Here is a 15,255-nt window from a genome sequence, read left to right as displayed (position 1 = left end):
TAACTCACCGTTTGAGTGTTCCTGCCTTCATTTCGTTGAGGTCCTTTTCCATCGATACCCACGACATGCCGGTTACTTTTTGGGCCTCTACGGCTTTTGTCTGCCATTCGATAGCTTCGTCCTTGCGGCCCAGCTTGTAGAGTAAGTGCGCGTAGGTGTCAATGTAAGCAGGATTACCGAGCGGCAAGTGATTCTTGTCCCTTCGGAGTTCTTCGTGCCATTCCATCGACTTTTTCGACCACATCAATGCACGTTCCAAGTCGCGTGGCTGGTTGTTTTGCAGATAATATTGCCATGCATGCTCATTCAGTTCGATATGAAATGCCTGGGACGGCGGGGCGAAACGAACGGCTTGCTTTTCACCTGCGGGTCCCATGGGTGTCTGATCGGCAAGGTTCTTTTTGAGCGCCGCCTCGTCCATTCTTTTTAGTGAATCGACGCTCAGCAATAAATGAGTGTATTCAAGAAAACTGCGGCATTCCATAAAATAGTTGGCGGTATCCTTCACTTGCTGGTAATACCGCAGCATGTTCCGCCGAAAGTTCAGCTGTCCGAGCGAGAAGTTTTCACGGTACGTCTGCTGTGTATAAGTTGCCGCCTGAAAGGCTAATTGCTGATTTTTGGTTTCAATGGCCTTGCGCACCGTGTTTCCGATAATACCATTATTGAATGCAACGGCTTCCATTGGGGGAACGGATTTGTACAAACTGTCGATCGTTGAATGCGGAACAACCACTTGAACCAGTTTATATGCGCGGCTGTCTAGTGTGGGGCCTTGTTGATAGATGAATTTGATCGTGGCGAAGGTCGCGAGTGAGTCGATTGGCAATTTGCCTATATATTCGTCCAGCAGATCGTTGGTAGGCATATTCACTTCCCGCCGCTTTTGCATATAGGCCTTCAAAAATGCTGCCGATCTTTCCCCATTTTTATATTCTTTGTCAAAGTCACTTAATTGTTTGCCTCCCTTGCGACCGATCGCCACCTGCGCATGTTCGAGATATGCATTCGAATGGCTTGTAGAACCATTGAAACGGTTGAGAATATTGCCATCCGCATCTACATAGAGCGATACCAATGAGCCTTTGATCTGGAATTTTTCGGCCAGTTTTCTGCCGTTTTCCGTGGCGACATTACTGCGAATGGCTATGAAGTCTTTTTGAAAAACATCTTTGAGGACAGGGCCGTTGAAACCTTGGGAAGCTACCTCGTTACATTGCTCGCATTCGCTGCCTTCGAGATGGATGAAAACCAGTTTCTTTGCTTTTTTTGCCGTTTTTGAAAGCTCCTCCCAGGAGGTATTACCGTCGACAAATGTAATTTGACCGCGGCATTGAAAGGAGATGATCAGGGCAATTGCGAGTACAATTTGCTTCATGTTTGTCAGGTTGATGAGGTTTTTTCAAATGTAAATTAAATATTGTAACCGATTGTTAAGTCATAATAAATTAATTCTACGGAAATGCTGGTTCAAAGACAGTCCGGCCTGGTGATCTGGCCAGAGAAATAGATGTTGCCTTTCAACGCTGCAGAGTGTAATTTGTGACGTTCATTCCAATCCAGAGCTCCCGTGCAGGCACCAGTAACCATCCGGCGCGCATCCGCCACCGACCGCGAGGTCATCTACAACATGATATGCGACCTCGAAAACACCGCACTCGATCGTGAGGGCTTCAATCGTGCTTTCGACCGAAATATCACCAGTACGAACATCGCCTATTTTCTCGCTGAACACAGCAGTCGGCCGGTTGGCATGGTAAGTTGCCATATTCAGCCGCTACTGCACCACGCAGCGCTGGTTTCCGAAATCCAGGAAATGTACGTGGAGCCTGAATATCGTTCGCAGCAAGTGGGCATGGCACTTATGGAGTATGTTACGAGGTTTGCGAAAGAGGAAGGAGCGATTCAAATGGAAGTGACGTCGCGTGCTACACGTGAGCAGGCGCACCGGTTCTACGAGCGCGAGGGGTTTGCAAAGTCGCACGTCAAGCTCGTCAGGTATTTTAATGAAGCATAAAAAAGCACCGGGCCATCGTCCCGGTGCTTTTTGCATTACCCTAAACCTTCAACTATTTTCTTTTATATCCTAAAATCTGCCTCTGTGACGGCGGTCGCGCGCCAGGCGGTCACGGTCGTTACTCAGGCGGCGTGTGTCGGACATCAGTTCGTGCAAATCGTTACGCAGCATTCTTTCCTCGCGGGACGACAACCGGCCGCGGTGGGCGAATTTCCGTTCTTTGGCTTCAATGTTCTCATAACGGTTCATGAGCATGTTCGCCTCACGGGAAGTGAGTGTGCCCCATTGCACCCCATTGGCTATATTTTGGCGTGCTTCCCTTTGAAGTCTGTTGATGTCAGACATGCCTTCTCGGCTGTGACCGTCGCGGTATCCATCGCGGGAATCGTAGCGGGGACCATATTGGGCGGAAGCATTGGTGAATCCTAATGCGAGAACCACTGCGGCAAAAAGTATCTTTTTCATAACCCAAAAGTTTTAAGTTTCGTGGGTTAGAGGGTTACCTTCAATAGAGGTTTAAATGGGGAATGTTAACGATTGTTAAGCCAAAATGAAGACTTTTTAACCATCTGATTATCAACTCGCGATCTGAACGCGAATAGCTTCCTGCACTTCGCCCAGGATCTCCGTAGCGTTGCGGCCGGCCGGCTCTATGCCAGGGAGTACCGTAAAACTGAGTTTCGCAAAAGATTTAAGAGGAAATACACCTTTCGGGTTGAATGCGCCGGTGCCGTCTATGGCGACGGGTACGATCAGTGCATCGGGAGCCCTTTTAAGTAATGTGGCGACGCCGCCCGGTTGGAAGGGTTTCATGGGCCCGCTGGCGGTGCGGGTGCCTTCGGGGAAAATCATAGCCGACGCTTTTTCATCCTGTATCAGCTTGCCCAGGCGTGCAATTTCGGAGATGGCTTGCTTGCCGTCTTTCCGGTTGATCAGCGCCGCGCCGCTTTTGCGCAAGTTGTAGGAAATGCTCGGGACGCCTTTCGCGAGTTCTATTTTTGAGACAAAACGCGGATTGTATTTCCGCATAAACCAGTAGATGGGAGAGATGTCGTAGCTGCTCTGGTGGTTGGCTACAAATATAATGGGGCGGTTGTCGGGGAGTTGGGCAAGGTTTTTGAGCTTGATACTGGCACCGGTCAGGTAAAGACCGAAAGTGAGGAAGAAGTTAAGCCAGTCGACGGCTACTTTATGCGCCTTTTTGCCAAAGACATTGTATGCGACGACTTGTATGACATGGAAAATAAGGAGTGTGAGGCCGAAATGGATCAGGTAGAGGGAACTTAGAACGTAATCGAGGATTTTTCTCATTCTTATTTTTTTTGCAAAAATAGTCTAAATCTGTTTTGCTTACCCCAAATTCTAAAAGCTGAAATGATAATTGTCATTCAAATCTTACGCATAATTCACGTTATTTGTAAAATAGTCAATAGTGTTTAAAACGAAATACCAATGGATATTACACTTTCAGCTGAAAGGCTTGAAGTAATGAAACATATAGGCAAAGATCTTGACGGACTCATTGCGGAATACCTGAAACCAATCGATGAAAACTGGCAACCATCTGATTTTCTGCCTGATGCAACCCGCGAGAATTTCTTCCACGAAGTGAAGCTGTTGCAGGAAAGCTGCCGCGATCTGCCTTATGACTACATTGCCGTGCTGATCGGGGATACGATCACCGAGGAAGCGTTACCGACCTACGAGTCGTGGCTTATCGATGTAATTGGGGTCAACCAGGTGGACGAGCCGGAATCGGGTTGGGTGAGATGGGTGCGGGCATGGACGGCGGAGGAAAACCGTCACGGAGATTTGCTGAATAAATACCTGTACCTGTCGAGTCGTGTGAACATGCGCGCGATGGAGGTTTCCACGCAATACCTGATCGCCGACGGCTTCGATATCGGGACCGATCGTGATCCGTATCGGAATTTTATTTATACTTCATTCCAGGAACTCGCTACCAACCTGTCGCACCGCCGTACCGCGACATTGGCCAAAAAATTCGGTAACCCGCATTTGTCTAAAATATGTGGTGTGATCGCATCAGATGAAATGCGCCATGCAAAGGCTTATAAGGCATTTGTGGCCCGCATTCTCGAAGTGGACCCGTCCGAACTATTGCTGGCTTTGGACGACATGATGCGCAAGAAAATCGTAATGCCAGCCCATTTCATGCGTGAAACCGGCATGAAAATGGGCGAAACATTCTCGCACTTCTCAGATGCCGCACAACGCCTGGGCGTTTACACCACCCAGGATTATATCGATATTCTGGAAGGATTGCTGGAAGAATGGCAGATAGGGTCGGTGAAGGGAATCAACGAGAAAGCCGAAAAAGCAAGAGATTACCTCATGGCATTACCTGCACGCCTCAGAAGGGTCGCCGACAGAACCCGCGTTCCGGAACTGGCTTATGAGTTTAGCTGGATTAGCCGATAGAGTGACCGCCGACCGCTGACGACTGACCACCGATCGCATGTATGCCATTAGCATGTCATCGGCGGTCGGCCGTCGGCCGTCATTTTTATTGCAGCAACATTACCGCCCCTTTCTTGCTAATCACCTTCCCTTTCGTCGAAACGCCCTCTATTTCCCATATATAGGTGCCAGAAGTAGCTGCGGTGCCTTTAAAGGTGCCGTCCCAGCCGACATTGAGCTGATTGGTAGAAAACACCACTTGTCCCCAACGATTATAAACTCGGAAGAAGCGGATTGACTCGATTCCGTTGACGACTGGTATAAGTGCCTCATTTCTGCCGTCGCCGTTAGGCGAGAACGCTGTTGGGATAATGATATTTTCCTGACGTTTGATAAACAAATTGACTTCGCCGGAACCTGTGCAGCCGAGCTCAGACGTCACGTTGACGGTATACGACCGATCTTCCTGCAAAACGGCGATCGGGCTTGGGATGTTGGCGTTGTTCAATCCGTCGGCGGGTGTCCAAAGAAATGTTGTTCCTGCGTGATTGCCAATTTGCGGTGAAGTAGCATTGAGTTGAAACGGAACATTGTAGTCAATTACTGCATCCGGGGTGACTTGCACTTCGATCTTGGGTGCCACGTTCACCTGAATGGTGTCGGTTTGGGTACAGGAGCCTCTTCCTACCGTGATTACATATTGCGTCGTCACAGTGGGCGTCGCAACCGGTTCGAGACTGTTGGGATTGTTGAGCCCCGTTTGCGGCGACCATGAGAACGAATCCCCATTGTTCTCTACCCTCAGTTGGGCCGATTGGCCCTCACATATAGTAGTATCTCCCGATGTCCGGACACTGATGTCACTTTCAAACTTCAAATTCACGTCGTTACCAACAACGCAGTCGTTACCATCTTTTACAAACACGCGGTAGTTGCCGGCAGGCTTTTGAAAGATGTTTGAGGTTTGATAGTTAACTGAGTCGATGGAATACCGGAAAGGAGTGAGGCCGTTGGTAGCGGTAAGGGTAATGGTGCCGTTTGACCCCGTACTGCAATTACCCAAGGTTACCGCAGTAGTAAGCCCAAGATCACTTATAATCAGCTGTTTGCGGTTATAAAGTGAATTGCCGCACGCTTTATTGGCGACAGTGAGTGTCACATTTTTGGTGCCGGGAGAATTCCAGCTCAGTACGTAAGGTCCCATTCCGGATCCAGAGACAACCGTTCCGCCGTCCCAATCCCATTTAAAGTCATAACTGGTGCCTGGTGCGGGAATCGAGCCGGTGTATTTTACTTCAATGTTTTTGGGGAATTCGCAGGTTGGATTGGGGGCAATGGAAAAATCCGCATAAGCGTTGATGGTGGCTTCGAAACAGATTTCAGAGAAGGACTTATCTACATCTGTTTTAGAAAAATACTTATTATGAAACGCCAAATACGCAAAATTGGCCTCCCCCGATTCGCACTCCTGGGCGTTGTCGTCACGGAAAATATAAATCGGAGCCCCGGTCTTGCCTACATAGTTTTTATCCTTATCAATATACGTGGCAAACAGTTTGTTGTCGACATATACATCCATTTGGCCCGTAGCGCCGTCGCGGGTGAAAGTGAGCAGATAATAGGTTGAAGTATTAAAAAAAGGACACTCGCCGACAATGCCGTTGGGATAGAAGTCCAGGCAACGTTCGGAAGTACCGCCCAGATTTTTAAAATAAATGCCGTTGTCGGAACTGCCGTTGGAGAAATCGATGATCCGGGCCCACTCATTCCCCCAATCGGTCACTTTCAGATACAGCTGTATGGTGTAAGTCTCGGTGACCAGGCCATCGGAATTGGGATACATAAAGCCCCAGTTCAGGTTATTGTGGTAAATAACCCTTCTCCCTCCGCAGGGGAGCACTTCCTGAGCGAATATCCCTGGAATTGTTCCGGCGGGACAGGAGCCTGACGCTTTTGCGAAAGAGAGATCCGGACCGCACTCGGGCTGGGCCACTTTCAAATCGTTATTGAAACGGTAAGTATGCTTGTTCTGTGCCTGGGCAAACGGCAGATGAAAAAGAAAAAAAAGAAGAATATGTAAAGCACTCCACTTCATATCATTGCCCTGCGCATCGAACGTGAGTAAAACTTGAGAATCAAAATTACGCGAAATAGATCGAAATCGATGAGGAACCACCTCTTTTTTGATGAAACGGACAGAAAACAGAACGGGCCCGCACATGCAGGCCCGTGGCAACAGTGATATATAAGGGAGTTTACTGAGGGATCGGTCTTACGTTCCCCCGCCGGATCATGAAGCTTCGCTTCGTTTGAAGGTCGTCATGAAGCATATTCCGGAAGGTGTCGACGCTCTTAGTAGCGGCAAGTCGTTGGCCGTCTGGTGCCGGAATGCCCATTACGTCCAGTGCTTTGCGAAGGAGGGTTTCGTTCTCATCACCAAAGGGCAGATACGGAACTTTGGAGTCTTCGACTTCATAATCGGGTGTCATACCGTTGATGGTACCATAATCCGACTCTCCATTGGCATTGGCAGTTTGGCCCAGCATCATGTAAACGCCCCATTTCCACCTTTCCTGGTCATCACTAATGGTCGATCCGAATAGGTTTTTTCCAGCTGTGTGTTCGCCAATTTTGATGACGCTCATATAAGGTTTCAAGCCATTGATAACCAGCTCGCTGGCAGAGGCTGTGCCGTTAGATGTCAACACAAATACACGGCCCAGGCTGCTTCCGATGTTGTTGGCTTCATTCAGGAAGGTGTAGTTCAATGCGTCGGCGCCCTGGGTCTTTTGCCAGTAGGCGGTGTATTTGTCATTCCATTGCTCTGTGTAGAAGATTTTGGAACTTGAAATCCCCTTACCGATCAGTGATGCAAGCGTTTCCGCCGAGCTGATATACCCACCCGGATTAAAGCGCAGATCGAGCACCAGTTCATTTACGCCCTTGCTTTTAAAATCCGCAAATACCTGACGCAATTCATTGTCGTATTTCGATTCCTCAGCATCGGTTCCCGGAATAAACTGGGTGTAAACGAGATAACCGATCGCTTTGCCGTACGCAGGTTTGGAAATGACCGTTGAAAATAAGACGGGATCTTCGCTCACTTGTGCTTTGGTCATGCTAACGGTCTGGCTGCTGGCCACAATGGTAGAGCCGGTTAGCTCGCCCAGCGTAAACGTCGCCGTCTCGTTGCCGCTAAGCAGCGACGTGTAATTAGTCGTCGTTAGTTGCGTACCGTTCACTTTCATCAATATGTCCCCTCTCTTTAAACCAGCAGTTTCCGCCGGACTCCCTTTGACAACATAATTCAGAAATGCCGCGATATTGGAGTTGCCATTATCGATATAAGACAATGAATAGCTGATACCAAATATTTTACTAATTCCGTTGAACTCGTTCTCCAATGCATCAATATTGTCGGTGACCATCGAAAAGCGATCCACTGTTGCACGTTGGTAGACCAGTTTCTCAAAGTAGTTGTTGGGATCGATGCTGTTATCGAGACTGGATTCAGCCGGAAGGTTCTTATACCAGAAATAAGCGTCGTTCGTCACGTCATACAGCCAGCTATTAATATCGGGATAGTCCGCCGCGGTGGTAGAATCCGCAGTTTCAACAGCCGGGTCGACATCCTTGTCTTTACACCCCGTCACCGTCAATACAACACCCAGGACATAAAATAGATGTAGTTTTCTAAGATTTAACATAGTGTTCAGTTTAAAGTATAAGTAAACTGATTTGCCATAGGCGGTATTGCAATAGGAGTTGATTTGGTGATATACTCCTGTTACGTAGGGTAGGAGGGAAATGTGGCGGCGTGCGAAGGCTTAGTCCTAAAATTTTGCTATTTGTTTCTACAAAGCCGTTACCATTCTGAAGATGACACGCATGAAGAATATGGGAATTAGTCAAATCGTTACGATCGACCCTGAGATATTGAGTGGGCAACCGGTTTTTAGTGGAACCAGGGTTGCCTATCGAGGCACTTTTCGACCATTTGGAAGCCGGCGTTTGGCTCGTTTGTACGGTGCGGGAAATGCGCTGGAATGGGTTGAATTAACAAAATTATCGCCGCTGGTCCGGAGGCTTTTAAAGCAAAAGTTAGATTCCGGTCCAGTGGCGATTTATGAAGGTATGGATGCTTAAATCCCCGTCAACCCCCTGAAAAAATTTCTCGCAATAATTGCATACTCCAACGGATTCGCCTTTGCAGGGTCTTGTTCTGCTTCAAGGACGATCCAGCCAGCGTAGTCGCTTCCTTTGATAGTCGCGAAAAGTGAAGGGAAATCAATGCACCCTTCCGGATCACCGGGAACGGTGAAAACACCATTTTTTACTGCTGTGAGGAAGCTCAATCGCTCGTCGTGCACGCGTTGTAGCACGTTCGGGCGGACGTCTTTTAAATGGATATGCGCTGTGCGTCCGATGTATTTGTTCAATGCCGTCACCGGGTCTTCGCCTGCGAAATGGAAATGCCCGCAATCGTAATTCAGGAACACATAGTCGGGGTTTGTTTCGTTCAGCAGGCGGTCGGTCTCAGCAATGGTTTGAATGCAGGTTCCCATGTGATGGTGAAAAGCCAGCTTCATGCCACGGTCGTGCGCGATCTTGCCCAATTCGTTGAGGCCGAAGGTAAAACTGTCCCATTCTTCTTTGGTGTTCAGCATCCCTTTGCCTTCGAACACAGGAACGTCCATTTTACCCTGGCAGCTATTGCCCGTTTCACCGCCGCCGATTACTTTCGCCCCCATTGTTTCCAGGAAGTCGAGCAGTTCTGTGAAGTTTTTTCGGTTTTCGGCCAATGATTTAGTCGTCAGTTCATAGCTGTTCCATTGGTTGCAGATTTGTAAGCCACGGAGTTCCAGGGCTTTCTTCAAAACATTTGTGTCGCGCGGAAACTTGTTGCCTACTTCACAGCCGGTAAATCCAGCGAGGGCCATTTCGCTTACGCATTGCTCAAAAGTATTCTCGCCGCCGAGCTCCGGCATATCGTCGTTGGTCCAGTTAATGGGCGCAACCCCAAGTTTGATGTTTTCGAAATTCATTTTTTCTAGAAAGGAGTAAGGGGAGAAGGGAGAAAGGGATTAAGGGAGGAGAGGAGGATCTCCATCCTCCCTTTCCTCCTTTACTATTTTCTTCCCTATAAAAATATTCGTTGCGTTTTTTTGTTTTCGCGGTAAGTTTCAAATGCTTTTTGAACGGAAGCGGAGGTCGATACTTCTGCCACTGGCACTTCCCACCAGGCGTGGTAGCCTTTGACGGTGCGGTAGAGGCTTGTTTCAATGTAAATGACGGTGGTGCGGTCGGCGGATTTGGATTGTGCCAATGCATTTTGCAGCGATTGTCTGTCGGTAGCCCGGATGACATTCGCGCCGAGGCTTTCCGCATTTTTTGCAAGGTCTACGGGCAGGAAGCTGCCTGATAGCTGACCTGATGCATTATCCCGGTATTTATACATGGTTCCAAAACGTTCGCTGCCGATGCTTTCCGATAACCCGCCGATGCTCGCATAGCCATTGTTATTTAAAAGCAGGATGGTAAACCGCACACCTTCCTGAATGGCTGTGACGATCTCATGGTTGTTCATCAGATAACCGCCATCGCCGCAAAGCACATAAACTTCCCGCGTTGGATCGGCCATTTTAGCGCCGAGTCCGGCTGCGATCTCATAACCCATACAGGAAAAGCCGTATTCGAGATGGAAGTTCTTGGGATCGGTGGCGCGCCAGAGCTTGTGCAGATCGCCGGGTGCGCTTCCCGATGCATTGATCATCACATCACGATCGTCCATAAAGCTGTTCAATGTCCCGATCACAACTGCCTGGTCAATAGGAGGTACGGTGCTGTTGCCGTCGGCGTAAATTTGCGTTACTTCGTCGTCCCAGGCTTTATTTACATGGGCGATGTGCTGGCGATAGTCAGCGGCGACTTCATGATCGCCAAGCAGCCCTGCCAGCTCTTCCAGCACAGCTTTTGCGTCACCGATCACAGGCAATGCGGCATGCTTGAATGCATCAAACTCGCTGATATTGATATTGATAAAACGTACGCCGGGGTTTTTAAAGAGCGATTTGGAAGCGGTTGTAAAATCGCTGTAACGGGTCCCGATCCCGATCACCAGATCCGCTTCATTGGCTATTTCAATGGCATATTTGGTACCGGTGGCACCGAGGCCGCCGATGCTGTAAGGCGCGTCGTAGCGCACGGCTCCTTTTCCGGCAAATGTCTCGCCAACAGGAATACCCGTTTTGGAAGCAAAACCATGCAAAGCCTCGGTTGCTCCACTATAGATGGTCCCGCCTCCTGCTACGATCACCGGTTTTTGAGCCGCTTTGATCCATTCGGCAGCTTTTTGGATCGTAACCAGATCCGGACGGGGCCTGCCTATATGCCACACCCGTTTTTGGAACAACAATTCCGGGAAATCGTATGCGTGCGTTTGCACATCCTGCGGCATCGAAAGCGTCACAGCACCCATTTCTGCCTGGGAAGTGAGCACACGCATTACTTCCGGCAGCGCATAAATGAGTTGTTCGGGACGGTTAATGCGGTCCCAGTATTTGGAAACCGGTTTGAAACAGTCATTCACGGAAATATCCTGCGTTGCCGTGCTTTCGAGTTGTTGCAGAACGGGATTGGGTTCCCGCGTAGCGAAAATATCGCCCGGTAGTAGCAACACCGGCAGTCGGTTGATCGTCGCCAATGCTGCGCCTGTGATCATGTTAGTCGCTCCGGGGCCAATCGAAGTGGTGCAAACGAATGCGCCAAGGCGGTTTTTAACCTTCGCATAAGCGACAGCGGTATGCACCATCGATTGCTCATTGCGGCATTGATAGTAACGAAAATCCGGGTTTTCCTGCAACGCCTGGCCGAGCCCGGCTACATTACCATGGCCGAAGATACCAAAGCAACCGCCAAAATAGGGTTCTTCAACACCATCGCGCTCGATGTACTGGTTTTTTAGAAACATGATGGTAGCCTGCGCCACCGTGAGTCGTCTTGTCATGTCTTTGATTGTTTACTGTTCGAACAGCATCCGTGAATCATTCGCTGAAATCGCCTGCCCTGTCCGTGCAACCGAACAGGTCGAATTTTTTCAGCATAAACTTTTTGTATTCTTCCATGAAAATTTTCCCGGGCGTAGTCGGAGCGAATTCCTCGGGACGATCGTGGAAAAATTCCCGGTTGACCATCGTCCAGAGCAAGCGCGTGTCGGTAGCGATGTTGATCTTACAGACGCCCAGCGGGATTGCTTTGCGTACTTCTTCTTCCTGCACGCCCTTGGCGTCCGTTTTAAGTTTCCCGCCGGCGGCGTTAATCCGTTCAATCACCTCGGGGACCACATTGGAACCGCCGTGCAGTACCAGCGGAAAACCGGGCAGGCGACGCTGGATTTCTTCCAGAATGTGAAATTGCAATCCCTGGCCACCCGAGAACTTGTAAGCGCCGTGGCTCGTACCTACCGCAACAGCAAGACTGTCGCAGTCCGTCGCGTGCACAAAGTCCTCGACCTGCTTTGGATTGGTATAAAATGAATGTTCGGCGTCGACGGTGAGGTCGTCTTCCACGCCCGCAAGTACGCCGAGTTCAGCTTCCACGCTAATGCCTTTGGCGTGCGCAGCGGCTACTACGGCTTTGGTACGGGCTACATTTGTTTCAAAATTATCGTGCGAAGCATCGATCATAACGGACGTGTAGCCACCTTTGTCGATGGCATCAAAAATGTGTTCTTCGTAACCGTGGTCCATATGGATCGCGTACGTCACGTGGGGGTAAATGCGCGCAGCTGCGCCGATCATAGACAAGAGCATATCCGCTTGCGCGTAATCGCGTGCGAAGGGCGTTGTTTGTACGATAAAAGGTGCATTAGCCTCTTGCGCCGCTGAGAAAAGTCCGTGGATTTCCTCCATGAAAAACACATTCACCGCCGGGACCGCGTACCGGCCATAGCATTTTTGAAAGAGTTGGCGAGTAGTTAGTAACATTTGGTTTACCAGAAAATCGTATACAACGCGGCCAGTACTCCGCAAATCAGCACCGAACCGATCGCGAAGCTCTTGCCCGGACGAAACATGGAAGATTCTATATCCAGACCTTTCGGATTGTTCTTGCCTTTCGGATCTGCCAGGGATATGCCCACGATTACGCCGCAAAGCATTAGGAATATATAGCCCATTCGATCGAGGAACGGAACCTCGGGTACCAGAAACTTTCCTGCGGTTGAGAGGGGAATGGTGAGCAAGGCTGCGGCAAGGGCGGCCGACGAGGTAGTCCTTTTCCAGAACATGCCCAGAATGAAAATCGCGAACACGCCAGGCGTGATAAAGCTGCTGTATTCCTGGATGAACTGATACGCCTGGTCGAGCGCCCTCAATTGCGGGGCAATAAGGATTCCGATAGCCATCGCGACGTAGATCGTGTAGCGACCTACGCGCACCAGCTGACGCTCGGTAGCGTGTGGCGCAATATATTGTTTGTAAATGTCGAGTGTAAAAATTGTCGAAATACTGTTGGCTTTACCGGCCAGCGACGCTACGATGGCGGCTGTAAGCGCGGCAAATGCCATTCCTTTCAGACCCGCCGGCAGAAGATTCAGCAGAACAGGGTAGGCATGGTCGGGTTTTACAACATTGCCAGCGAGCATTTCCTGTTGAAACATACCATTTTGATACAACACAAAAGCAGCAATGCCGGGAATAACGACGATGATCGGGATGAGTAATTTGAGCAATGCGGCGAAAAGAATACCTTTTCGTGCCGTCGGCAAGCTGGCGCCCAGGCTTCTTTGGATGATGTACTGGTTACAACCAAAATAGGCCAGGTTATTAATCCACATTGCACCGATAATCACCGTCAGACCTGGGAGATCTTTGTAGAATGGGTGATCCTTGGGCAGGATCATATGGAAATGTGAATCGGCCTGTTCGCGGAGCAAGCCCAAAGCGTTGAAAATACCCGGCCTGTTGAAATGCTGGGAAACGAGGTCCAGCGCGAGGTAAGTGGTAGCCAAACCGCCCAGAATCAGCACCACCACCTGTACCACATCCGTATAACCAATCACTTTCATCCCGCCGATCGTGATTACAATGGCAAACAGTCCCAGTCCGACAATGGCGTATTGAAAGTCGATGCCTGCTGTCACTTCCAATGCAAGCGCGCCGAGATACAGGATCGAGGTCAGATTTACAAAAACATAAAGTAGCAGCCAGAAAACCGCCATGATCGTCGCAACAGTGGGATTATACCGTTCCCGCAGGAATTGCGGCATGGTGTAAATCTTGTTTTTGAGATACACCGGCAGGATAAATAGTGCCACGACGATCAGCGAGGCCGCGGCCATCCATTCATAAGAAGAAATGGCCAGGCCAATTGCAAATCCCGATCCCGACATTCCGATAAAATGCTCGGCCGAAATGTTTGAGGCGATGATCGAAGCGCCGATCGCCCAAAATGTCAGCGAGCCTTCCGCGAGGAAGTAGTCGGTGGAACTAACCTCTTTCGAACTCTTCTTTTTATAAATCCAATAACCGTAAGCGGAGACGCCTATCAGATAAATGAAAAAAACGATATAATCCAGCGATTGCAAACCGGTATTGGACATTCTTGTGAAAGGGTTAGTTGATTAAAATCGGAATTTGAACTGTTTTAAAAGCGCCCAAACTTATGAATTTTTGAACAGTTCCTGTTTACGCCTGAACGGTCACATCTTGCAGCACCTCTTCCAGTTTCACGCTCCGGCCTTCGGTCAGGGATTTCATCGCTGCGATACCGATTGCGGTTGCCATCAGCCCATCATGTGCATTCACTGGCGATGGAGTGTCTTTCAACACGCAGTCAATAAACGTTTTTAGACAAACACGGTAGGCGGTCTCATATCTTTCGAGGAAAAAATGCAGCGGTAAAGAGCTATGGCCGCCGTTGCTATCGAAGTGGATAAGCGTGTCGGTGGTGTTGTTTTCTGCTTTCGCCATTCCTTTTGAGCCGAAGATTTCGAGGCGCTGGTCGTAGCCGTAGACGGCCTTGCGGCTGTTGTCGATAACGCCGATGGCACCGTTTTCAAATGTCAAAACAATTACAGCGGTATCGATATCGCCAAATTCCTTGATCTCGGGATGAATGAGTGCATCGCCCTTTACAAATACTTCCTTCACTTCGCTGCCGACAATATATCGCGCCATATCGAAGTCGTGAATAGACATGTCAAGAAAGATCCCGCCGGATACTTTCAGGTATTCTACCGGTGGCGGTGCCGGATCGCGGCTGGTAATGCGGAGAATGTGCGGTTCGCCGATCTTGTCGTTCGCCACGATGTGCCTCACATTATTGAAGTTCGCATCGAAACGGCGGTTGAAGCCCAGCATTAACTTTACATTATTGTCGGAAACCGCTTTCTCCGCCGCCTGAATGGCTTCCAGCGTCACATCAAGTGGTTTTTCACAAAAAACATGCTTGCCTTTTTCCGCAGCCGCCACTGTGTAGGGCACGTGAAAAGGCGTGGGCGAGCAGATAATTACCGCTTCCACATCGGGATGGTTAATCACGTCGTAAGCGTCGGTACTAACTTGCGGAACGCCGAGATCATAGGCGAACGCATGCGCAGCCGGCGACAGATCGGAAGCGATAATCACTTCCGCATCCGGCATGTGATGCACAAGGTTGCTGAGGTGGATCTGGCCAATCCGGCCCAGTCCGATCACACCGGTTTTAATTTTTTTTGTCATCTTTCAGCTTATTGCCGTCGACTTAAGTCGACGGCAAATGATTAAGTATTTGATTGTCAGGGATTGTTTTTGCGATTGATTTTTAACCGCCGCCGG

Annotated in this window: 13 protein-coding genes; 3 read left to right on the top strand and 10 right to left on the bottom strand. The window is 49.4% G+C overall.

The features are described 5' to 3' along the window. Positions 1 to 4: 4 nt before the first annotated feature. Positions 5 to 1,378 (bottom strand): hypothetical protein, encoded by a 1,374-nt coding sequence (locus LZD49_RS10745; protein WP_234667355.1) that lies wholly within the window; start codon positions 1,376 to 1,378, stop codon positions 5 to 7. 192 nt (positions 1,379 to 1,570) lie between these two features. On the opposite strand from LZD49_RS10745, the gene LZD49_RS10740 reads away from it, so the two are divergent. After that, positions 1,571 to 2,017, top strand: coding sequence for a GNAT family N-acetyltransferase (locus LZD49_RS10740; RefSeq protein WP_234667354.1), 447 nt, complete (start codon positions 1,571 to 1,573; stop codon positions 2,015 to 2,017). Between the two features lie 69 nt (positions 2,018 to 2,086). Here LZD49_RS10740 and LZD49_RS10735 read toward each other — a convergent pair whose 3' ends face one another. Together LZD49_RS10735 and LZD49_RS10730 are read right to left on the bottom strand one after the other, a co-directional pair. Beyond that, complete coding sequence (locus tag LZD49_RS10735; RefSeq protein WP_234667353.1) at positions 2,087 to 2,482, bottom strand: hypothetical protein; 396 nt, start codon at positions 2,480 to 2,482, stop codon at positions 2,087 to 2,089. A gap of 111 nt (positions 2,483 to 2,593) precedes the next feature. Then, on the bottom strand, positions 2,594 to 3,328 hold the full coding sequence (locus LZD49_RS10730) for a 1-acyl-sn-glycerol-3-phosphate acyltransferase (protein ID WP_234667352.1): 735 nt from the start codon (positions 3,326 to 3,328) through the stop codon (positions 2,594 to 2,596). Between the two features lie 141 nt (positions 3,329 to 3,469). Here LZD49_RS10730 and LZD49_RS10725 point away from each other — a divergent pair, with 141 nt between their 5' ends. After that, positions 3,470 to 4,459, top strand: a complete 990-nt coding sequence (locus LZD49_RS10725; RefSeq protein WP_234667351.1) for an acyl-ACP desaturase — start codon at positions 3,470 to 3,472, stop codon at positions 4,457 to 4,459. 85 nt (positions 4,460 to 4,544) lie between these two features. Here the strand turns inward: LZD49_RS10725 and LZD49_RS10720 are convergent, their stop codons facing one another. Next, positions 4,545 to 6,533: a gliding motility-associated C-terminal domain-containing protein gene (locus tag LZD49_RS10720; RefSeq protein ID WP_234667350.1), complete on the bottom strand. Its 1,989-nt coding sequence runs from the start codon at positions 6,531 to 6,533 to the stop codon at positions 4,545 to 4,547. Between the two features lie 160 nt (positions 6,534 to 6,693). Continuing rightward, entirely contained in the window at positions 6,694 to 8,145 is a 1,452-nt protein-coding gene (locus LZD49_RS10715; RefSeq protein WP_234667349.1) for a S41 family peptidase, read from the bottom strand. A gap of 172 nt (positions 8,146 to 8,317) precedes the next feature. Between LZD49_RS10715 and LZD49_RS10710 the strand changes: the two genes are divergently transcribed. Continuing rightward, a complete protein-coding gene (locus tag LZD49_RS10710; RefSeq protein ID WP_234667348.1) occupies positions 8,318 to 8,584 on the top strand; it encodes a DUF433 domain-containing protein in 267 nt (88 codons plus the stop codon). Here LZD49_RS10710 and iolE read toward each other — a convergent pair. The 5 genes from iolE to iolG all read right to left on the bottom strand — a co-directional run bounded on the left by iolE (position 8,581) and on the right by iolG (position 15,159). Then, positions 8,581 to 9,483, bottom strand: coding sequence for a myo-inosose-2 dehydratase (gene iolE / locus LZD49_RS10705; protein WP_234667347.1), 903 nt, complete (start codon positions 9,481 to 9,483; stop codon positions 8,581 to 8,583). The genes LZD49_RS10710 and iolE overlap by 4 nt on opposite strands. Positions 9,484 to 9,578: 95 nt before the next feature. Then, positions 9,579 to 11,444 (bottom strand): 3D-(3,5/4)-trihydroxycyclohexane-1,2-dione acylhydrolase (decyclizing), encoded by a 1,866-nt coding sequence (gene iolD, locus LZD49_RS10700; RefSeq protein ID WP_234667346.1) that lies wholly within the window; start codon positions 11,442 to 11,444, stop codon positions 9,579 to 9,581. A gap of 37 nt (positions 11,445 to 11,481) precedes the next feature. After that, on the bottom strand, positions 11,482 to 12,423 hold the full coding sequence (locus LZD49_RS10695) for a class II fructose-bisphosphate aldolase (RefSeq protein WP_234667345.1): 942 nt from the start codon (positions 12,421 to 12,423) through the stop codon (positions 11,482 to 11,484). Between the two features lie 5 nt (positions 12,424 to 12,428). Continuing rightward, positions 12,429 to 14,039, bottom strand: a complete 1,611-nt coding sequence (locus LZD49_RS10690) for a sodium/sugar symporter (protein WP_234667344.1) — start codon at positions 14,037 to 14,039, stop codon at positions 12,429 to 12,431. Positions 14,040 to 14,124: 85 nt separating this feature from the next. Continuing rightward, on the bottom strand, positions 14,125 to 15,159 hold the full coding sequence (gene iolG, locus LZD49_RS10685) for an inositol 2-dehydrogenase (protein ID WP_234667343.1): 1,035 nt from the start codon (positions 15,157 to 15,159) through the stop codon (positions 14,125 to 14,127). Positions 15,160 to 15,255 lie beyond the last annotated feature (96 nt).

Origin of the sequence: Dyadobacter sp. CY261 (assembly GCF_021440085.1) — a bacterium.
Lineage (GTDB): Bacteria > Bacteroidota > Bacteroidia > Cytophagales > Spirosomataceae > Dyadobacter.
This window is presented reverse-complemented; position numbering and strand designations above follow the sequence as displayed.